The 20,457-nt window shown below is 66.2% G+C and carries 19 protein-coding genes; 8 read left to right on the top strand and 11 right to left on the bottom strand.

Annotated features, from left to right (window positions below; genetic code table 11):
• The first annotated feature begins 141 nt into the window (after positions 1 to 141).
• Positions 142 to 777, top strand: a complete 636-nt coding sequence (locus tag BV95_RS20480; RefSeq protein WP_037456602.1) for a DUF1326 domain-containing protein — start codon at positions 142 to 144, stop codon at positions 775 to 777.
• Positions 774 to 1,580 carry a DUF2182 domain-containing protein gene (locus BV95_RS20485; RefSeq protein ID WP_037456604.1) on the top strand — a complete coding sequence of 269 codons (807 nt, stop codon included), beginning with the start codon at positions 774 to 776 and terminating at the stop codon, positions 1,578 to 1,580. The genes BV95_RS20480 and BV95_RS20485 overlap by 4 nt, the downstream gene beginning before the upstream one ends.
• 9 nt (positions 1,581 to 1,589) lie before the next feature.
• Here the strand turns inward: BV95_RS20485 and BV95_RS20490 are convergent, their stop codons facing one another.
• The 6 genes from BV95_RS20490 to BV95_RS20515 form a co-directional block, all read right to left on the bottom strand.
• A complete protein-coding gene (locus tag BV95_RS20490) occupies positions 1,590 to 2,279 on the bottom strand; it encodes a GntR family transcriptional regulator (RefSeq protein ID WP_051749920.1) in 690 nt (229 codons plus the stop codon).
• A gap of 11 nt (positions 2,280 to 2,290) precedes the next feature.
• The gene (locus BV95_RS20495) at positions 2,291 to 3,064 is read right to left on the bottom strand and encodes an SDR family oxidoreductase (RefSeq protein WP_156028726.1); all 774 of its coding nucleotides are present in this window, start codon (positions 3,062 to 3,064) and stop codon (positions 2,291 to 2,293) included.
• On the bottom strand, positions 3,064 to 4,377 hold the full coding sequence (locus tag BV95_RS20500) for an acyl-CoA dehydrogenase family protein (RefSeq protein ID WP_037456610.1): 1,314 nt from the start codon (positions 4,375 to 4,377) through the stop codon (positions 3,064 to 3,066). The genes BV95_RS20495 and BV95_RS20500 overlap by 1 nt, the downstream gene beginning before the upstream one ends.
• A 290-nt stretch (positions 4,378 to 4,667) precedes the next feature.
• Entirely contained in the window at positions 4,668 to 5,291 is a 624-nt protein-coding gene (gene fixJ, locus BV95_RS20505) for a response regulator FixJ (protein ID WP_037456612.1), read from the bottom strand.
• Between the two features lie 3 nt (positions 5,292 to 5,294).
• Positions 5,295 to 6,440, bottom strand: coding sequence for a sensor histidine kinase (locus tag BV95_RS20510; protein WP_037456615.1), 1,146 nt, complete (start codon positions 6,438 to 6,440; stop codon positions 5,295 to 5,297).
• Positions 6,441 to 6,460: 20 nt separating this feature from the next.
• The gene (locus tag BV95_RS20515; protein ID WP_037456618.1) at positions 6,461 to 7,276 is read right to left on the bottom strand and encodes a universal stress protein; all 816 of its coding nucleotides are present in this window, start codon (positions 7,274 to 7,276) and stop codon (positions 6,461 to 6,463) included.
• Positions 7,277 to 7,390: 114 nt separating this feature from the next.
• On the opposite strand from BV95_RS20515, the gene BV95_RS20520 reads away from it, so the two are divergent.
• The gene (locus tag BV95_RS20520; protein WP_037456620.1) at positions 7,391 to 7,753 is read left to right on the top strand and encodes a hypothetical protein; all 363 of its coding nucleotides are present in this window, start codon (positions 7,391 to 7,393) and stop codon (positions 7,751 to 7,753) included.
• Positions 7,754 to 8,174: 421 nt separating this feature from the next.
• Here BV95_RS20520 and BV95_RS20525 read toward each other — a convergent pair whose 3' ends face one another.
• Positions 8,175 to 10,199, bottom strand: coding sequence for an elongation factor G (locus BV95_RS20525; RefSeq protein WP_037456623.1), 2,025 nt, complete (start codon positions 10,197 to 10,199; stop codon positions 8,175 to 8,177).
• A gap of 145 nt (positions 10,200 to 10,344) precedes the next feature.
• On the opposite strand from BV95_RS20525, the gene BV95_RS20530 reads away from it, so the two are divergent.
• From BV95_RS20530 to BV95_RS20540, 3 genes are all read left to right on the top strand, one after another.
• Positions 10,345 to 10,764 (top strand): SRPBCC family protein, encoded by a 420-nt coding sequence (locus BV95_RS20530; RefSeq protein ID WP_037456625.1) that lies wholly within the window; start codon positions 10,345 to 10,347, stop codon positions 10,762 to 10,764.
• An 81-nt stretch (positions 10,765 to 10,845) separates the two neighbouring features.
• The gene (locus BV95_RS20535) at positions 10,846 to 12,999 is read left to right on the top strand and encodes a TonB-dependent receptor (RefSeq protein WP_037456629.1); all 2,154 of its coding nucleotides are present in this window, start codon (positions 10,846 to 10,848) and stop codon (positions 12,997 to 12,999) included.
• Positions 12,999 to 14,087: a PepSY-associated TM helix domain-containing protein gene (locus BV95_RS20540; RefSeq protein WP_037456632.1), complete on the top strand. Its 1,089-nt coding sequence runs from the start codon at positions 12,999 to 13,001 to the stop codon at positions 14,085 to 14,087. Before BV95_RS20535 ends, BV95_RS20540 begins: the two co-directional genes overlap by 1 nt.
• Positions 14,088 to 14,091: 4 nt before the next feature.
• On the opposite strand, the gene BV95_RS20545 is transcribed toward BV95_RS20540, so the two are convergent.
• Positions 14,092 to 15,591: a CoA-acylating methylmalonate-semialdehyde dehydrogenase gene (locus BV95_RS20545; RefSeq protein WP_037456635.1), complete on the bottom strand. Its 1,500-nt coding sequence runs from the start codon at positions 15,589 to 15,591 to the stop codon at positions 14,092 to 14,094.
• A 100-nt stretch (positions 15,592 to 15,691) separates the two neighbouring features.
• Here BV95_RS20545 and BV95_RS20550 point away from each other — a divergent pair, with 100 nt between their 5' ends.
• Together BV95_RS20550 and BV95_RS20555 are read left to right on the top strand one after the other, a co-directional pair.
• Positions 15,692 to 16,576, top strand: a complete 885-nt coding sequence (locus tag BV95_RS20550) for a LysR family transcriptional regulator (protein ID WP_037456638.1) — start codon at positions 15,692 to 15,694, stop codon at positions 16,574 to 16,576.
• A 174-nt stretch (positions 16,577 to 16,750) separates the two neighbouring features.
• Positions 16,751 to 17,377, top strand: a complete 627-nt coding sequence (locus tag BV95_RS20555) for a class I SAM-dependent methyltransferase (RefSeq protein ID WP_234703261.1) — start codon at positions 16,751 to 16,753, stop codon at positions 17,375 to 17,377.
• An 11-nt stretch (positions 17,378 to 17,388) separates the two neighbouring features.
• Here BV95_RS20555 and BV95_RS20560 read toward each other — a convergent pair whose 3' ends face one another.
• The 3 genes from BV95_RS20560 to BV95_RS20565 form a co-directional block, all read right to left on the bottom strand.
• Positions 17,389 to 19,359, bottom strand: coding sequence for a TonB-dependent receptor plug domain-containing protein (locus BV95_RS20560; protein WP_037456641.1), 1,971 nt, complete (start codon positions 19,357 to 19,359; stop codon positions 17,389 to 17,391).
• A gap of 61 nt (positions 19,360 to 19,420) precedes the next feature.
• Complete coding sequence (locus BV95_RS23930; protein ID WP_156028727.1) at positions 19,421 to 19,744, bottom strand: hypothetical protein; 324 nt, start codon at positions 19,742 to 19,744, stop codon at positions 19,421 to 19,423.
• A 297-nt stretch (positions 19,745 to 20,041) separates the two neighbouring features.
• Positions 20,042 to 20,434, bottom strand: coding sequence for a group II truncated hemoglobin (locus BV95_RS20565; protein WP_081873472.1), 393 nt, complete (start codon positions 20,432 to 20,434; stop codon positions 20,042 to 20,044).
• Between the last annotated feature and the right edge of the window lie 23 nt (positions 20,435 to 20,457).

Consider the following 20,457-nt stretch of genomic DNA (forward strand, 5'->3'; position numbering starts at 1 on the left):
TTTCCCCTCCACCCCGCTTCGCGCGGTCCCCCTCCCCACGCTGCGCGCAGGGAGGAATTTCCCCCATCCCCCTCTTCCCCCCAAAATGGCCATCCCCCACCCAATCTGCTATATTCCCGCCACCGCACGGGGAGTCGCATCATGACTTACTGGATGCTCAAGGGCCGGGAATTCGCCAACTGCAATTGCGAATATGGCTGCAACTGCCAGTTCGGCGGTTTCCCCGACAAGGGCCATTGCCAGGCCGCCTTCGGCTTCGCCATCGATGAAGGCCGCCATGGCGACACCGACCTTGGGGGCCTCAACATCGCCGCCGTCTTCCGCTGGCCCGGCGCGATTCATGAAGGGCAGGGGGAATGCGTCGCCTTCGTCGATGAACGCGCGACGGAATCTCAGCGCCAATCCCTGCTGACGATCATGACCGGCGGCGACACCGCGCCCTTCGCCACGGTGTTCGCGGTCTTCGCCTCCACCATCGTCACCATGCACGAACCGCATTTCGTGCCCGTCGCATTCGAGGTCGACGTGGAGGGCCGCAAGGGCCGCCTGCGCATCCCCGGCCATCTGGAAATGGACGGCGAACCGATCCGCAGCCCGGTCGACGGCTCCGAAATCCGCGCCCAGATCCACCTGCCCGACGGCTTCGAATATGAAGTGGCCGAAATCGGCTCCGGCGCAAGCCGCGCCATCGCGCCGATGCGGCTCGACCATGCGGCCAGCTACGGCCAGTTCGCCTATCTCCACCTCGACAGCCACGGCGTCGTCAGGGCGCGATGAGGCCCGCCGTCGAAGCGGTGCTGGCCCGGCATCGCCTGTGGTCCGCCGTCGCGCTGGCGGCATTGGTCCTGTTGGCCTGGGGCTGGCTGCTGACCGGCGCGGGCATGGGCATGGCGCCGATGGCTTCTCTCGCCCTCTCTGGCCTGACGGCGCCCGATCCGATGATGGCGATGATGATGCCCGCCGCCGCGCCCTGGACGGCGGCGCAATTCGCCCTGACCCTTGCCATGTGGTGGGTGATGATGGTCGCGATGATGCTGCCCTCCGCCGCGCCGGTGATGCTGCTCCATGCCCGCGCCGTCAGCCATCGCGACGCCGCCGTCCGCCCGGCGACGGAGGCTTTCCTGCTCGGCTATCTGCTGGTCTGGGGCCTGTTCTCGCTGCTGGCGACGACGGCGCAATGGCGGCTGGATGCGACAGCGTCGCTCTCTCCCATGGCGATGGCCGCTTCCAGCCGGGGGCTGGCGGCGGCGCTGCTGATCGCGGCGGGCGTCTATCAGATCAGCCCGTGGAAGGACGCCTGCCTGCGCCAGTGCCGCAACCCGGCCCGCTTCCTCAGCCGCCACTACCGGCCGGGCTGGACCGGCGCGCTGCGCATGGGGACGGTCCATGGCGCCTGGTGCGTGGGCTGCTGCTGGATGCTGATGGCGCTGCTGTTCGCGGGCGGGATCATGAATATCGCCTGGATCGCGTTGCTGACCCTGCTGGTCGCGCTGGAAAAGCTGCTGCCCTGGGGCCGGGCGGTCTCCATCGCGGCGGGTCTTGGCTGCATTCTCTGGGGCTGGGCGATCCTGGTCGGCTGACGCGGCGGATCAGCCCTGCTGCAAGCCCCGCAACCGTTCGATCCCGCGCTCGAAATGCGCCCTGGCGGCTCCCTCCGCCTCCCTTTCCCGGCCCGCGAACACAGCATCGACGATGCGCTGATAGTCGCGGTGCCTGCTGGCGTCGTTGATGCGCAGCATGGGGCGGAACTGCACCCGGATCAGGTGGATATGGACGCTGGGCAGGATGCGGCTGAGCTGGATGTTGGCCGCCATGGCGGTCAGCGCGCCGTAGAAATTGTCGCGGGCGACGGCCAGTTCCGCGCCGCCGCCTTCCGGGGGAAAGGCTGCATGGGCGTCCAGCGCCGCCTGCAATCTGGCGCGCCCCGCCGCGTCGTCATGGTTCCGCGCCGCCAGCCGCGCCGCCAGCCCGACCAGATTCTGGGCCACCACCAGCGTGTCGATCGCTTCCCCGATATGCAGGACGCGCAGCCGCGCCCCCCGCTGCGGCGTCAATTCCACGATATTCCGGGCGGCCAGCACGTTCAGCGCCTCCCGCACCGGTCCCCGGCTGACGCCATAGGCCTGGGTGAGTTCCGCTTCGCGCAGCCGCTGCCCCGGCTCATAGCGCCCTTCGTACAGGCCGCGCACGACATCCCGCACGATGACTTCGCGCACGGCGGTTTCGGGCTGGTCCGAAAGGCTGTCAGGACGGGGCGGGGCAGGGGAGGCGTTATTCATGGCGTCAGGTTTCACATCGCGGAAATGCCGCCGTCCAGCTTCAGTTCGGCGCCGGTCATGAAGCGGCTTTCGTCAGACGCCAGATAGACGACGGCATGGGCCACCTCCTCCGGATCGCCCAACCGGCCGAGCGGCACCTGCCGCGCCAGCTTGGCCATCATCGTGGCTTCGTCCCGGTCCCCGATCAGATCGTCCAATATGGGGGTGCGGATGAAGGTCGGATGGACCGAATTGCAGCGTATGTCCCACCCGTTCCGCGCGCAGTGGAGCGCAATCGACTTGCTGAGCAGCCACACCGCCGCCTTCGATGCATTATAATTGGCCAGATTATGCGCCGCGATCAGCCCGGCGATGGAGGACAGGTTGACGATGGACGCGGGCTGGTTCTCGCGCAGCAATGGCAGCGCATATTTCGACCCCAGGAACACGCTGTCATTGTTGATCGCCATGCCCCGATGCCAATCGTCCAGGCTCAGTTCCTCGACCGACCCGGTCACCACGATCCCGGCATTGTTCACCAGCACGGACAGCCCGCCCATGGTTTCGCGGGCATGCTCCACCGCCGCGATCCAGTCCGCCTCGCTCGTCACGTCATGGCGCATGGCATAGGCCGTGCCGGGGCCGTGCGCCGCATCGATCTGCGCGGCGACGGCTTGCGCGCCGTCCAGATTGATGTCGGTCAGCAGCACCTGTGCGCCCTCCCGCGCCAGCATGCGGGCCGTCGTCGCCCCTATGCCCTGCGCCGCGCCCGTCACCAGCGCCTTCTTTCCGGCGAGGCGGGCCATCACGCCCTCCATCCCGCAGGCCTGGGCCACATGCCCTCGGCGGCCATCCGTCCCGCCTCCTCCCGCGACAGCACCTCGCCCCCGCCGCCGGTCAGGGCCGGGTCCACTCCGCGATGGCGGCGCATCTCCAGCCGGGCGATCTGGTTGCGGTGCACCTCATCCGGCCCGTCGGCCAGCCGCAGCAGCCGCGCCATGGTGAAGGCGGCGGCCAGATAATGGTCGCTGCTGGTGCCGCCGCCGCCGAACATCTGGATCGCCCAGTCGACGATGGTCTGCGCCATGTTCGGCGCGGCCACCTTGATCATCGCGATTTCCTGCCGCGCCGCCTTGTTGCCGACCGTGTCCATCATATAAGCGGCCTTCATCGTCAGCAGCCGCGCCTGCTCGATCATGATGCGCGACTCCGCGATGCGCTCCAGCGTTACCGTCTGATCGGCGAGCGGACGGCCGAACGGATGGCGCAGCTCGGCGCGGCGGCACATGCGCTCCAAAACCCGCTCCGACATGCCGATCAGGCGCATGCAATGATGAATCCGCCCCGGCCCCAGACGGCCCTGCGCGATCTCGAAACCCCGGCCCTCGCCCAGCAGGATATTCTCCGCAGGCACCCGCACATTGTCGAACAGCACTTCGGCGGAACGGTCGGGCACGCCATAGAAACCGAAGATAGGCAGCGCTCGGACCACATTGACGCCCGGCGTATCCATCGGCACCAGGATCATCGACTGGCGCCGATGCGGGTCGTCGCCGTCCGGATCGGTCTGGCCCATGAAGATCATGATCCCGCAGCGGGGATCGGTCGCGCCGGTCGTGTACCATTTGCGCCCGTTGATGACATAATCGTCGCCGTCCCGGACGATAGAGCTGGCGATGTTGGTGGCGTCGGACGAGGCCACCTCCGGCTCCGTCATCGCGAAGCAGGAGCGGATTTCCCCCGCCAGCAGCGGTTTCAGCCACTTCTCCTTCTGCTCCGCCGTGCCGTAGCGCAGGATCGTTTCCATATTGCCGGTGTCGGGGGCATTGCAGTTGAACACCTCCGGCGCGAGCATGCTGCGGCCCATAATTTCGCATAGCGGAGCGTAATCGACGTTGGACAGGCCCTCCGCCGCCTCGCTGGCGGGCAGGAAGAGGTTCCACAGCCCCGCGGCGCGCGCGACGGGCTTCAATTCCTCCACCATCGGATAGACCGACCATGGCCCCAGCCGCTCGGCTTCCTGATAATAGCGCCGCTCATTGGGATAGATATGTTCGGCCATGAACGACTTAAGCTGTTCGGCCAGGGCTCTGCCATGGCTGCTCGGTTCCATCATCATCGGCTCCTGTCTCCTGATTATTGTCCTACATTATGGAGACGGATTCGCAAGGTGAATTGCGCTATAGATTAGGAATATCGATAATTTTTTGTCAGAAATGTCCTACGAAATAGGGAGCTAATCGCCGCTCCTAAATCCTCCCTACGCGCAGCGTGGGGAGGGGGCCGCTCGCGAAGCGAGTGGTGGAGGGGAAATTCGGAGGTCGTGCCCCTTTCCCCTCCACCAGCCTTCGGCTGGTCCCCCTCCCCATCTTCCGATGGGGAGGAATAGGATAGGTCTGCTCTCCACCCCTAAACCTCGTCCTTCTCCACCCCCGCATGGAAGGCGATCCTCAGCGCTTCGGCCAGGCTCTTCACCTCCAGCTTCTGCATCAGGTTGGCGCGGTGTATCTCCACCGTGCGCGGGCTGATGCCCAGATCATAGGCGATGGTCTTGTTCGGCAGCCCCTCGACCAGCCCGTCCAGCACCTCGCGCTCCCGATCGGTCAATATGTTGAGCCGCGCCCGCGCATCGTCCGCCCGCGCATTCGCCCCGCGATCCGCCACCGCCACCTGCCGCGCCGCCTCGACGCAGCCCAGCAGCGCCGCCTTTTCGAACGGCTTCTCGATGAAGTCGCTCGCCCCCGCCTTCATCGCCGTCACCGCCATGTCGATGTCGCCATGACCGGTCATGATCACCACCGGCAGCATGATGCCCCGCGCCCGCAACTCCCGCTGCACCGCCAGCCCGTCCATGTCCGGCATCCGCACGTCCAGCAGCACGCAGCCCGGCTCCAGACCGGCGGCCTCCTTCAAAAAGGATATGCCCCCCTCGAACAGCGTCACCGCGAACCCGCTGGTCTTCAGCATGAAGGACAGCGAGCGCCGGATCGCCTCGTCATCGTCCACGACATAGATGGGGAAAGCTTCGCTCATGCGTTAGTCCACTGCGTCCAAAGTGAAGTGAAAGGCCGTGCCGCCCCATTGGGAGGGCGACGCCCAGATGCGCCCGCCATGCCCCTCCACGATGGTCTGGCTGATCGACAGGCCGACGCCCATGCCAGACGCCTTGGTGGTGGTGAAGGGGGTGAAGAGGGTGCGCGACATCTCCGGCGCCAGCCCCGGCCCGCTGTCCGCGACGATCACCTCCACCCGGCCATTTTCCCCCGGAACGGCGGACAGGCGCAGGATGCGCGCCGGGCTGTCGGCCATCGCCTCCACGGCGTTCTTGGTCAGGTTGATGATGACCTGCTGCAACTGCACCCGGTTGACCAGCACCTTGTCGACGCGGGGATCGACGCTGATGTCCATGTCCAGCCCCCGGCTGTCCACGCCGATAAAGGCCAGCGCCGCCCCCTCCGCCAGCAATCCGCGCAGCGGTTCGGGCTGGCGCAGCGTCTCGCCGCGCTTGATGAACTCGCGCAGCGACCGGATGATCTCGCCTGCGCGCAATGCCTGGTTCGCGCTTTCCGCCATCGCCTCGCGCAGCAGTTCGCGATCCACCGGCCCCCCGGCATCCAGCATGTCGCGCCCGGCCTCCAGATAATTGGCGATGGCGGTCAGCGGCTGGTTCAGTTCATGCGCCAGCGCCGACGCCAGCGTCCCCATCGCCGTCACCCGCGACGCATGGGCCAGTTCCGCCTGCAAATCGGCCACCCGCCGCTCGGCCTGCTGGCTTTCGGTCAGATCGCGGATGAAGCCGGTGAACAGCCGCCGACCTTCATCCTGCACCTCCCCCACCGACAGTTCGATGGGGAATGTCGACCCGTCCCGCCGCCGCGCGCTGGTCAGGCGGCCGATGCCGATGATCCGCTTTTCCCCGGTCGACAGATAATGGTGGATGTAACCGTCATGCCTCTCCCGGTCGGGGGACGGCATCAGCATCGAGATATTCTCGCCCAGCACGTCGCTTTCGGCATATTGGAACATGCGCTGCGCCGCCGCGCTGAACGACACGATATGCCCGCGCATGTCGATGACGATCAGCGCGTCCGGCACCGTCGCCAGGATGGAACCAAGCAGCGCCTGTTCCAGGCTATGCTCGCGCTGCGCCAATCCCTCGGTTTCGTCGTCCGCTACCGCCATGCCCCCACCATGCCGTGGCTTCAGTGCGCCAGCAAGAGTGGAACATGCACCTCGCGCAGCATGGCGCGGGTGACGCCGCCGAATATCATCTCGCGCAAGCGGCTATGGCCGAATGCGCCCATCGCCATCCAGTCCGGCTTCAACGTGGCGACCGCCGCCTTCAGCGCCGCCTCCACGGTCCGGCCGTCCTGCGGCCAGGTGTGGAACTGGCATTTGATGCCGTGGCGGGCCAGATATTCCGGCGCGTCCGTGGCGGGGAAGGGATATTTGCCCGCTTCCTCGACCGTCACGACATGCACGTCCTCGGCCAGCTTCAGCAGCGGCACGGACAGGCGCAGCGCGGCGGAAGCCTCCTGCGAACCATCCCACGCCACCAATGCGCGGCCCGTCACCGGGAAGGATTTCGCCTCCTGCGGCACGGCGATCACCGGCACCCGCCCGGCCAGCGCCAGATCGGCGGCCAGATGCAGCGGATCGGCGAATTCCTTGCGCGGGCCGGATGGCAGGGTGACGATCATGGCGTCGGTCAGCGCCGCCGCGGACAGCAGGCCATGGACGACATCGCCCTCCACATGACGCCAGTCCCAGCTCACATCCTCCCGGCGCAGCCGGTCCTCGACGCGCTGCCGCGCCTTTTCATCTATGTCGTAAAGCTCGGCCATCATCGCCGGGGCCATGGACGCGCCGCCATACATGTCCGCCGCGACGAAATCGGGCATGGTCGTCACCTGCGCGCAATGGATGTGCGCGCCCGATGCGCGGGCCAGATCGCAGGCCGCCTGCAACCGGCTTTCCGCGCCATGATCTTCGTGAATGTGCAGCAGGATCGATTTCATCGTCAGTCTCCCGGCAATCGGCTCTTCCCCCTCTGGCTAGGCCCGCCGTGGCGCGGTCGCCATCAGGGATAATCCTTATATCCCTTTTCGCGCCGGAATCCGATTGCATGGGGCATGAGTTGGACGACCATACGCCTCGAACTTGCCCGGACACCTGCCTTTCCCAACGGATCGGCGGCGCGAAGCTATGTGCTGCGCCTGCCGCTGGGCACTGGCGGCCTGATCGATGAACGGGAATATCGCATCCACCCCGAACTGGCGACCGCCCGCCGCTTCTGGCCCAATGAACCGGACCGGCACGGCACGCTGCTGCACACAAGGCACGGCTGGGCGCTGTCCTACGAACCGGGGGAGGCGGATGACGAGAAAATCTACCGTCTGGACGCCCACGCCATCCAGCCGGGCGCCTATCTGACCCTGACCGACCCGGACGGAGAATGCCTGCCCTTCGTGGTAAAAGCCCTCAGCCCCGCTTGATAGATTCAGAAAAAGAACAAACCTCTCCTATTCCTCCCCATCGAGAGATGGGGAGGGGGACCGCCGCTGAAAGCGGTGGTGGAGGGGAAGATACGCAGGTCGTGCCCCATTCCCCTCCACCACGCTTCGCGCGGTCCCCCTCCCCACGCTTCGCGTAGGGAGGAATAACGTCAGTCCTTCCCAACCCAAATAGGTAGCCCAACAGCAACAGCCTCCCCGCAAAACATCCTATTCCTCCAACAGCCGCCATTTCTCCCTGTCCTATTCCACCCCCACCGCGCTATTTCGCCCCCGTCTTTGAAACGTCCCGCACTCCCCTTCACGCCTACGCGCGCCCAGGCACGCGCGCGCATACACTGTGAACTTCGACGCAAAACTGCCATTTTTCGAAATTCCAGCCCTGCACCCATCCTATCCAAAGCTAAGCCAATTCCTTCGCCCTATGCACGATGCTGTCCGCCAGCTTCGCATTGACCTCCGCCAGATGGTCAAACCGCGCCGCATAATGCGCCATGCCCTGGCTCATCGACCGGATTTCCGCTTCCAGCCCCTGCAACCCTGCTTCCGGCAGCAGAACCTCCACCACATCCCAATGAAACCAGCCCTCCAGGGGCGTCATGCGCAGCATTTGCCCCCGGCGGCTCGCCACGGCCGACGTGATGCGGGACGTCGCCGCCCCGGGGCTCATGATCGTCACATGGGCCACAGGTTCCAGCAGATAGGGTGAAGCCGCCGCCAGCGCGTCGGCCATGGCCATGCGCCCGGCCGTGCGGAAGGCCAGTTCCGAACTGTCGACGCTGTGAAACGACCCGTCCACCAAAGCGGCCGAGACATCGACCACCGCAAAGCCCAGCGGCCCCTTCGCCACGGCGTCCATCACGCCTTTCTCGACCGCCGGAATATATTGCCTGGGCACCGCGCCGCCGGTGATCCGCTCCTCGAACCTGATGCCTTCCCCGCGCTCCAGCGGCCGGACGTCCAGCACCACGTCCCCGAACTGGCCATGGCCGCCGGACTGTTTCTTGTGCCGCCCGCGCTGGGTGACGGCCTTGCGCACCGATTCGCGATAGGCAATCGTCGGCGCGCGCACCGACACCGCAACGCCATAGCGCCGCTTCAGCCGGTCCAGCGCGACGGCGAAATGCTCCTCGCCCATGCCATGAAGCAGGGTTTCCCGCGACCCCTCGTCCTGATCCCAGTGCAGCCCGGCATCCTCCTCCGCCAGCCGGTTGAGCGCGGTGGACAGCCGCACCTCATCCTTATGGTCCTTGGCCGCAATCGCCAGCGCGCAATTGGCCGCCGCTCTCTCCACCGCATAGCCCGTCGCCGGAACCTTCGCCCCCATGCCGATCACGTCCCCCGCCTGCACCCCCTCCATCTTCGCGATGCCGACGATCGCGCCCGGTTCCGCCGAGGAAATCTTCGCCGTGGCAGCGCCCTGGACGGCGAACAACCCGCCGGGCCGCAGCGCCCTTCCCGTGCCGTCGACCATCTCCGCCCCGTCCGCCAGCGTCCCGCCGAAGATGCGGGTCAGCGCCAGCCGCCCGACCGTCGCCGCATGGGATATCTTGAATATCTGCGCCGCCTCGCCCCGGATCGACAGCCGCTCCGCCGTCCGTTCAGGCGCGGGCGTGTCATGGCGCAGCATCTTCAGCAGCCGCCTGATGCCGAAGCCGTTCGACGCGGAACCGAACAGCACCGGCACGATCAGCCCGCTCGCCGTTTCCCGCGCCAGATCGGCGAAGACGCTATCCAGGCTCGGCTGCTCGTCCGACAGCAATTGTTCCAGCAACAGGTCGTCATGATCGGCCAGTTGCTCCAGCATATGGAAACGGGCCGCGCTTTCCTCATCCTTCACATGCGGGGCCAGCGCCACCTGCTGCGATTTCCTGCCCGGCTCATAATGATAGGCCCGCTCCAGCGCGAGGTCGACGAAGCCCGCGACTCGCTCCCCCGCGCGGATCGGAATCTGACGCGCCACCAGCGCGGCGGCGCTCATCGGGGCGAGTGCGGTCAGCAGATCCTCTATGCTGCCCCGCGCCTGATCGATCTTGTTGACGAACAGCGCGTGCGGAATGCCTGCCCGCTCCAGCCTGCGCAGCACCGGCTGCGCCAGCGCGGCCCGTTCCGGATCGGGATCGATCACCACGATGGCCAGGTCCGCCATGTCCAGCGCGACCGACCCGTCCGCCGCAAAGCCCGGCGCGCCCGGCACGTCGATCAGCGCGAACCGGTCGCCCATCCATTCGAAATGCATCAGATTGAGTTCGGTCGAACCGCCTCGTTCCCGCGCCTCCGGGCTGGCGTCGCCCGCGCTGCTTCCCGCCTGCACCGATCCCTGGCGCGGAACCGCGCCGCTGATGAACAGCATCGATTCGGCAAGGCTGGTCTTGCCTGCTCCGGCGGGACCGACGAGCGCGACGGCCCGTGTATAACAGCCGCTCATCCTGGCTCTCCTCCAATCCATCCGCCTCTCTGCGAAGGCGGCCGCCTGGAAGACGCGATGTTCGTCCCATATCGATGCAAAGGCAAGGGCGGGATCGCCGATCCCATGCTATGGCCGCGATCCGTAACCCCCATTGGAGAGCGACATGCTGCCCGCCCGAACCTTCAGCATCACCATCGCGCGCGACTGGCGCGCCCTGTACGAGGCCATCTGGCAACCGGAATTTTTCCCCAGATGGGCGTCGGGCCTCGCCGAATCCGATTTGCGGCGGGAAGGGGAATATTGGCTGGCCGATGGCCCCGAAGGCCCGATCCGCATCCGCTTCACGCCGCATAATGACTATGGCGTGATGGATCATCATGTCGATCTGGGCGAAGGCGCGGACGTGCATGTGCCGCTGCGCATCGTGGAAAATGGCGCGGGCGCGGAAGTGATGCTGACGATGTTCCGCCAGCCGGGCATGGACGACGAACGGTTCGCGGCGGATATCCGCTGGATCAACCGCGACCTCAAGGCATTGAAAAACCTGATCGAACGGGGAGGCGGGCTGGATATCGGCGCGTGAGGCTGCTCATATTATATTGCTAATGACTTGCAACAACCTCTCCATTTGGCTAGCGGGAGGGCAGCCAAATTGGGGGAATGAATGTCTATCCGCTCGTCTGTCCTGCTTGCCACCACTGCTCTTGCGCTGACCAGCCTCCCCGCGCTGGCTCAATCGCAACCCGCCGTGGAGGGCGAAGGCCCGATCATCGTGACCGCGGCGCGCACGATCCTGCCCGCCAACGCCCTGCCGCTGACCATCGACGTGATCGATCAGGAAACGTTGAACCAGCAGGTGGCGATCGGCGGCTCCATCGTCGATGCGGTGTCTGCGCTGACCCCGTCCTTCTCGCCCACGCGGCAGAAGCTGTCCGGCGCGGGGGAGACACTGCGCGGCCGCTCGCCGCTCTATGCGATCAACGGCATTCCGCAGACCGCGCCGCTGCGCGACGGGGCGCGTGATGGTTTCAGCATCGATCCCTTCTTCATCGACCGGGTGGAACTGATCTACGGCTCCAACGCCTTGCAGGGGATCGGCGGTACCGGCGGCATCGTCAACCAGGTGACCGTCGCCCCGCCCAAGGCTGACGGCCTGACGGGACGGGTGCTGGTGCAGGGCAATGCCGACACCGGTTTTCGCGGCGACGGCATCGGCGGCAAGGTCGCGGGGCTGATCGGCTGGCGTTCCGGACCGTGGGACGCGACGGTGGGCGCGGCTTATGAAAAGCGCGGGGTCTTCTACGACGGCCACGGCGATCGTGTCGGCACCGACCTGACCCAAGGCGAGACGCAGGACAGCCGAAGCTGGTCGCTGTTCGGCCGCTTCGGCTATGCGCTCAGCGACACGGCCCGGCTGGACCTGACCCTCAACCGCTTCCAGTTGAAGGGGGAGGGTGATTATGTCGCGGCAAATGGCGATTATCGCGTCGACCGGCCGACGATCTCCGTGCGCGGCACGCCGCCGGGGGTGCCCGCCACCAACCGGACCGAAAGCGCCGCGCTGACGCTGACCGACAGTGACCTGTGGGGCGGCAATTTCATCGCTCAGCTTTTCTTCAACCGTTCGCGGGACACTTACGGCGGGGAGGTCGCGCCGCTCCCCACCTTCCAGGACACCCGTATTGCGCTGCCCAACACGCTGTTCGACCAGTCGCAGAACCGCAGCCGCAAATATGGCGGCAAGATCAGCTATGAACGGGCCATGCCGGGCTTCGAGGCGTTGACCGGCACCATCGGCTTCGATGCGCTTTACGACCTGACCGAACAGCGGCTGATCGCGACCGGCCGGACCTGGGTGCCGCCGACCGATTATCGCAGCCTGGCGCCCTTCGCGCAGTTCAACCTGGCATTGTTCGACGAGAAGCTGCGTTTCGCGGGCGGCCTGCGCTATGAGGATGTGCGCATCCATATCGACGACTATCACACGCTCGCCTTCTATGGCGGCGGCGTCGACGTGGCGGGGGGCTCGCGCACCTTCAGCGACACGCTATTCAATGGGGGCGTGATCCTGGAACCCTGGGCCGGCATCCGCGCCTATGCCAGCTATGCGGAGGGCTATACCGTGCCTGACGTCGGCCGCCTTGCGCGCGCCGTGTCGACACCAGGTTTCGACATTGGCCGCGTCAATATTGCTCCCATCATATCCAATAATCGCGAAATCGGCATGGAATTGAAGCGCGGGCCATTGGACGCCAGCGCGGCCTATTTCTGGTCGACCAGCAAAAATGGATCGGTGCTGGTGCAGTCGTCGCCCGGTGCATCGGCGGAGGTTCAGCGCCAACGGGTGGAAATACAGGGGCTGGAACTGAACCTGTCGGTCAAGACGCCGTTGCCGGGCCTGACGCTGTCGACCGGCTATGCCCATCTGATCGGCCGCACCGATGGATCGGACAACGGCATCGACAAGGTCGACCGCGATCTGGACGGCGCCAATATCTCGCCGGACCGGCTGAACGTTGCAGCCAGCTATGTGCATGGGCCGCTGTCGGCCCGTGTCCAGACGCAATTCTTCCTGCAGCGTCAGTTCGAACGTGAACCGGGCAAATATCCCGTGCTCTACCGGTTCGACGGCTATGATGTGACCGACGTATCGCTGCGCTATCAGACGCAGTTCGGGGCGTTGACGCTGGCGGCGCAGAATATCTTCGACACATTCTATATCGATTATTACAGCCAGACCGTCCGGCCCACCGACAACGCCCATTATTATGCGGGGCGTGGGCGCAATTTCACCCTGTCCTGGGATTATCGTTTCTAGTGAGGCTGATCGACGCCCTGCATCGCTGGACTGGCGGCCTGATCGGGCTGCTGCTGGCGTTGCTGGGTTTCAGCGGCGCGTTGCTGGTGCATAAGAATGCCTGGACGCTGGCGCCCCATGCCGGCGATCCCAGGGTGGAGGATGTCCGCCAACTGGCGGAAACGACGCAGCGGATCATGGCCGATCCTGCGGCGCGGCCCCAGTCGATCAGCTATGCATCGGACGATTTCGGGCTGTTGAAGCTGCTGTTCCGGGACGGTGGCGGGGCCTATGCCGATCAGCATGGCGCTGTGGTGATGCGATGGAGCAGCCAGTGGGAACGGCCCGAATTATGGCTGTTCGACCTGCATCATCATCTCTTCTCCGGCGACACGGGTGAATGGGTGATAGGGGTCGCCGCGCTTTGCGGGCTGTTCTTCGTCGTGACCGGCCTGATCCTGTGGTGGCGCACGCGGCGGACCTTCGAATGGCGGCTATGGCCCGCGCGGATGAGCCGTCCGGCGATCGTGCGGCATCATCGCGATCTGGGGGTGGTCGTCGCGCCGCTGCTGCTGCTGTCGCTGGTGACGGGGGCGGTGCTGGTGTTCCGACCGATGGCGGCGCTGCTGTTCGGGCCGGGCGCGCCTGCCCAGATCAGCAAAGCGCTGGCCGCACCGCCGCCACGTCATGTGAAACTGGCCGGACAACTGGATTGGGCGGGGATGATCGTGACCGCGAAGGCGCGTTTCCCCGACGCCGAATTGCGCAGCCTCGGCCTGCCGCGCAAGAATAGCGGGCTGATTACCGTGCGGATGCGGCGGCCGCAGGAATGGCTGCCCAATGGCCGCACCACCCTGTGGTTCGCGGCGGATAGCGGCGCGCTGGTGGCGGCGCGTGACGCCCCGATGCTGCCGACGGCGGTGAAGGGCTATAATCTGCTCTACCCGCTGCATGCGGCGAAGGTGGGCGGTCTGGCGTTCAAGCTGCTCATGACCCTGTCGGGCCTGGCGATGACGCTGCTCGGCACGCTGGCGGTCTGGACCTTCTGGTTCCGGCGTCCCACTCGCAGGCCCGCCAGTCGCCTGAGGAGGCGACCGGCGGTTTCCTGAGGACTTATTTCATCGTCGGGATGACGAAGCTCTGGTCGATCACCGCACCGCCATCCGGCCAGCGCTGCGTGATCTTCTTGGTGCGGGTGTAGAAGCGCACGCCGTCCATGCCATATTGGTCGAGGTCGCCGAAGCCCGACCGCTTCCAGCCGCCGAAGCTGTGATAGGCGACCGGCACCGGGATCGGCACGTTGATGCCGACCATGCCGACTTCGACGTCGGCGGCGAACTTGCGGGCATAGTCGCCGTTGCGGGTGAAGATGGCGACGCCGTTCCCATACTGGTGCTTCGAGGGATAGCTCAGCGCTTCCTCGAAGGTCTGGGCGCGCAGGATCTGGAGCACCGGGCCGAAAATCTCGTCCTGATAGCTCTTCATGTCCGGCGTCACCCGGTCGATCAGCGTCGGGGCGAGGTAGAAGCCCTCCTCATAGCCCTGGAGCGAGAAGCCGCGACCGTCGACCACGATTTCCGCGCCTTCGTCGGCGGCCATCTGGATATAGCTTTCCACCCGCGCTTTGTGCACGCCGGTGACCAGCGGGCCATATTGCGCGTCGGGATCGGTCGGGATGCCGGGGCGCAGCGTTTCGATGGCGTCCAGCAGCTTGGCGCGGAAGGCGTCGGCGGTTGCTTCGCCCACCGGCACGACGACCGGCAGCGCCATGCAGCGTTCGCCCGCCGAGCCATAGGCCGCGCCGACGATGTCGGCCACTGCCTGGTCCATGTCGGCGTCGGGCAGGATGATGCCGTGATTCTTCGCGCCGCCCATCGCCTGGACGCGCTTGCCGTTCTGGGCGCCGCGGGCATAGACGTAATTGGCGATGTCGGACGATCCGACGAAGCTGACCGCCTTGATGGCCGGATGGTCGAGGATGGCGTCGACCATTTCCTTGTCGCCATGGACGACGTTCAGGATGCCCGCCGGGATGCCCGCCTCGATCGCCAGTTCAGCCAGGCGCACCGGGACGGAGGGATCGCGTTCGGAGGGTTTCAGGATGAAGGCGTTGCCGCAGGCGATGGCCATGGCGCTCATCCAGAGGGGGATCATCGCGGGGAAGTTGAAGGGGGTGATGCCTGCCGCGATGCCCAGCGGCTGGCGCATCGAATAGACGTCGATGCCCGGACCGGCGCCCTGGGTATATTCGCCCTTCAACAGATGGGGGATGCCGCAGGCGAATTCGACGACTTCCAGACCGCGCTGGATGTCGCCCCTGGCGTCGGCGACCACCTTGCCATGTTCGGAGGAGAGCAGGACGGCCAGTTCGTCCATATTCTGTTCGATCAGTTCCTTGAAGCGGAACATGACGCGGGCGCGGCGCTGGGGGTTGGTGGCGGCCCATTCGGGCTGGGCGGAAAGGGCGGAGTCGACCGCCTTCTGGAGATGATCGGCGGTGGCGAGTTCCACCTGGGCCTGGACCGCGCCGGTGGCGGGATTGAGGATGTCGGACAGGCGGGCGCCCGGTTGGGGAGCGGATTGTCCGTGAATGAAATGGTGAACTGAACGCATTTTTCCGGTTCCTCTCCTGCCGGTGGGATGGCTTTGGTATAGACGGGTCGGCTTTGCAGATATACGGGTATCGGGACACATTGGTTGTGCGGATTTGCCTATGCTGAACTCGGACGAACTGCGGCTGTTCCTGGCGGTGATGCGGGAGGGCAATATGCTCGCCGCCGCCCGGCGGGTCGGGGTGGATCATAGCACGGTCGCCCGTCGCCTGACCAATATGGAGGCGACGCTGGGCGCGCGGCTGTTCGACCGCAGCCCGCGCGGGGTGACGCCGACGCCCGCCGCCTTCGCTTTGGTGCCGCATGCCGAACGGATCGAGAGCGAATTGCTGGCCGCGCTGGGCAGCGTCGCCGGGCGCGACCGGGAGGTGGAGGGGACGGTGCGGCTGGCCACGCCGGAGGCCTTCGCCAGTCATCTGATCGCGCCCCGCGTGGCGGAATTGCGCGAACAGCATCCGCGCCTGACGCTGGAGCTGGCGTCCGAAAGCAAGGCGGCCAGCCTGTCGCGGCGGGAGGCGGAGATCGCGGTGATGCTGAAACCGCCGCCCAAGGGGCGGTTCGTGACCCGCAAGCTGGCCGATTATCGGCTCGGCCTCTATGCGTCGAAGGACTATCTGGAGCGGGCGGGGACGCCGGGGGGGCGGGCGGACCTCAGCCGTCACGTCTTCGTTTCCTATATCGAGGAACTGGCGGGATTCGCCGAGATGATCGCGCTGGACCAGTTGCTGCCCGGCGCGGCCATCGTCTTTCGCGCCAGTTCCAGCGCGGCGCAGCATGCGGCGGTGGCGGCGGGGATGGGGATGGGTGTGCTGCATGTCTTCGCGGCGGCGGAGGATGAGCGGCTGGTGCAGATTTTCCCGGAGTCGATGGAGGTGTGGCGCAGCTATTGGCTGGTCATGCATGCGGACTTGCAGAGGTTGCCGCGTGTGCGGGCGGCGGCGGATTTTCTGGATGAGGTGATGCGGGGGGTTCGGGAGCGGTTGTAGGGGATGGTTGGCTGGTGGAGGAGAGGCTTAAGCGCCCTTTGGGCGCTCCCCTCCACCACCGCCTTTGGCGGCGGTCCCCCTCCCCATCTTTGATGGGGAGGATTGGGGTGCAGGAACCGGGCTTTGGTTCCGGGGGTTTGCTTTGCGGGACAATGGTCGGAAAGTGGAGCAATCGTGGCGACATCGTTCGAAAACAGGGCCGCGCTGGCCGGGAATCGCGGGGCGGGATTTCCGGTGCTCGCCTTTCGGGAATTTTTCCGGAATCCGCTGGCCGTGGGGTCCGCCTTTCCGGCGTCGCATTATCTGGTCGACGCCATGCTGGACCCGGTCGACTGGAGCCGGATGGAGCGGGTGATCGAATATGGACCGGGCACCGGCATCTTCACCCGCGCCCTGCTGGACCGGTTGCCGGGGCATGCGCGGCTGCTGGCCATCGACACCAGCCCGGCCTTTATCGGCCATCTGCGCGGGGAGGTGCGGGACAGGCGGCTGACGGCGGTGACGGGGTCGGCCGACGCTGTGCTCGACATCATGGCCGCGCAGGGGTGGGACAGGGCGGATGGCATCCTGTCCGGCCTGCCCTTTTCGACGCTGGCGCCGGAGCGGGCGGAGCGGCTGATGCAGGCGAGCGCCCGCGCCCTGCGGCCTGACGGGCGGTTTCTGGCCTATCAGATGCGCAGGGCGGTCAAACCGCTGCTGGAGCGGCGGTTCGCCAGGGTCGAGGCGGGGTTCGAATGGCGCAATGTGCCGCCATGCCATCTTTATTGGGCGTCCGGTCCCGTCCAGCTTTCGTCCTGTTGATCGAGTAGGCGCTACTGACGGCCGCCAAGGCGGAAACGGACGCCGCCGTTCAGCACGAAGCCCTCCAGCGGCGCCCAGGCATCGACGGTCCAGCGGCCGTCGATGGCGCGGGCGGGTCGCAGGAGCGGATCATATTTGGTTTGCCGCTTGCCCAGCATGTTTTCCGCGTTGAGGAATAGCCGGGCCTTTCCGACCGCGATCTCGCCCATCATGCCGACTTCCACATAGGGCCGCGATCTGGTCCTGTACGGATTGTCCTCCAGCCGCTGGCGGCCCGTATAATAGATTTCAAAGCCCAGCCGTCCCTTGTCATGCTCCTCCCACATGGCGACGAGTCCCGCCGTATGTCTGGGGGTGAGCGGCACGATCCTTCGCCCCTTGTCGTCCGGGCCGGTTTCTGTCGCGTGGACATGGACGTAGCTTCCCGTCACCGTGAAGCCATCCCAACGATAGCGAAGCAGCATCTCCGCCCCCCTCGTCCGCGTGGTTCCCGCCAGATTGATGAGCCGCACCCTGCCGGCCTGCGCGGCCGGTCCGTCGGGCACCAGTTCGGTCGTGTTCCGCATGTCGGAGCCGAACAGGGTGACGTTCGCCTCCAGCGGGCCGCGCCTGTAGCCGAGGTCGACGGAGGCGCTGGTGGCCGCTTCGGCCTTCAAACCGGCGAGCGGTGCCAGGCGGGACAATCCTGCCGCCTCGATTTCCTCCACGAACGGCGTCGGCGCGTAGAAGCCCCTGCCGGCGGAAACGCGGATCGTCCAGAAGGACGGCTTGTAGAGCAGCGACAGGCGCGGGCTGAACTGGGTGCCGAATGCGTTGTGGAAGTCGATGCGGGCGCTCCCCGCCAGCGTCAGGTCGGTTGCGAGATCCTGCTCCACCTGACCGAAAATGCCGGGCACCGCATAAGTGTAATCGAAAGCCGGGAAGGTGCGCGAGCGGAAGCTGTCCCGCTGATAGGCGATGCCGCCGATCCATGACGTGTCGCCGCCCTTTCCCGACAAGGACGCTTCGGCGAATATCGTGCCGTGGCGATCCTTCTCCACTATGTCGCCGAACAGATGGCGATGCTTCTGGGTCATGGCCGAGGCTCTGAGATGCGCGGTCCAGATGTCAGTCATGGGCGTCTCCGCGACCAGCCCTATGTCGAAGCGGTCGCTGTCCTGCGTCTGGGGGAAAGGGTTTCCATCGGGAGTCGCGCGTCCGTCGAGCGTCCCGCCGATCCGCTCCTCGCGCATGGCCCCGGCCGTCAGGAAGAGCTTCGCGCCTTCCGGACCATTCCAGAAAAACCGGGGGCGCGCGGTCCATCTTTCATATCCGGCCATGTCGATCCAGCCATCTTCGTCCAGATCCTGGCGGCTCTGGCGATGGTAGCCGCCCGTTATCGACCCGCCCCAGCCCGCGCCCAGCGGCGCCGAAACATAGGCCGTTACATCCTGACCGCTGCGGGACGTCGCATTCATCAGCATTTCCGCTTCCGGTTCGTCGCCGGGGCGGCGGGAAACGAGATTGATGACCCCGCCCAGCGCGGATGGTCCGTAAAGGGCGGAGGCAGCGCCCTTGATGACCTCCACCTGTCCCAGATCGGTCGGGGCTATTTGCAGCAGCCCCAAAGAGGATGCCTGTCCGCCGTAAAGGGGCAGGCCGTCGGCCAGAAGCTGCGTATAGCGGCCCTCCATCCCCTGGACGCGGATGTTGGCCGATCCGAGGGCGGGGGATGTGACCTGCACGCGCAGGCCGCCGGTCTCGCTCAGGATCATGGCGATGTTGCCGGGCCGCATGAGGATCTTTTCCTCGATTTCGTCCCGGTCGATCACCTCGACGCGGACGGGTTCGTCCTGGACGCGCCTGCCTGAGCGGGTGGCCTGAACGATGATTTCCTCCTGGCCCTCGACGGGTTCGGACAGGACGGGCTTTGTCTCCTGCGCGTAGGCCGACGCAGGAAGAGCAGCGCCCAGAAGGAGGGCGCAGCGGATAGGGATGGTCATTATACAGTCCTGAGAAAATAGGATCGACGGGCAGGCGCATGGGGCCTGCGGCGGTCGTTTCTCAGGCGCTGGGCGGTTCGATTGGGGGCGCTGGCGCGAAGGAGGTCAGGCGGGTGTCGGGCGTCGGGAAGAACGCAGACCGGGCGGGAACGGGCATGGAGAGCGCCGGGCCCGAGGCCGTGTCGGTCGCCACCGGGCAGTGGCTGTGACAGCCATGGGGGGCTTGCCGCATGGGGTGGTCGCCCAGGGCGTCATGATCCGCCTGCTGCGCGGTGGCTGAGGTCGAGACGGTTGCCGGGACGAATGCGTCGGCCTCCGCAGGCGACAGGTGAAGTCCGCACCAGAGCACTGCCGCTAGAATCAGGAAATGGAAGGCGCGGCGCATGCCGCGTCACTACAATGCGATTGGGCGAAAGCATAGGGGCCGTGAGGACAAATGCGGAATGTTGGGGGATGCATCAATTCCTCCCTGCGCGAAGCGTGGGGGGGGGGGGCGAAGAGAGGCGCGTGACTCTCTTCGACGGCCGAAGGCTGGTGGAGGGGAGATCGGAGGTCGCGCCTTTTCCTCTCCACCATGCTTCGCATGGTCCCCCTCCCCATCTATCGATGGGGAGGAATGGGATGGGTGCGTTCTCCACCAAAATCCCCCCGTCCCCCCGCATCTTGCATTTGTCCACGCTGCCTAGGCCGCGTGTTCGGTCAGGGACAGGTTGATCATCGCGTGGGCCATATGATCCAGCGCCTGCGCCATTGCCTTGGCGAGTTGCGGGTCCAGGCCGGGCTGGGTCTCTATGGCGCGGGTCATGGCGGCGGACCATTGGTCGGCCAGCGCGGGCGTGATCGGGAAGGGGCGGTGCAGCGACATGACGCACTGGCCGCGTTCGAACCAGTCGCGGGGGCCGCCTGCCCAGCCCGACAGGAAGCGGGCAAGGCCGTGGCGAACGGGGGCGAGGTCCGCGGCGTGGAGGGCGCGCAGGTCGGCGAAGGCGGCGTCCTGCTCCATCAGGTCGTAGAAGCGGTTGACGATGGCGGCGACGGTCGCTTCGCCGCCGATGCGGGCATAGGGGGTGGTCAATGGGGCCTCCTGCTGTTGGGCCC

The organism is Sphingobium chlorophenolicum, from assembly GCF_000722875.1.
Lineage (GTDB): Bacteria > Pseudomonadota > Alphaproteobacteria > Sphingomonadales > Sphingomonadaceae > Sphingobium > Sphingobium chlorophenolicum.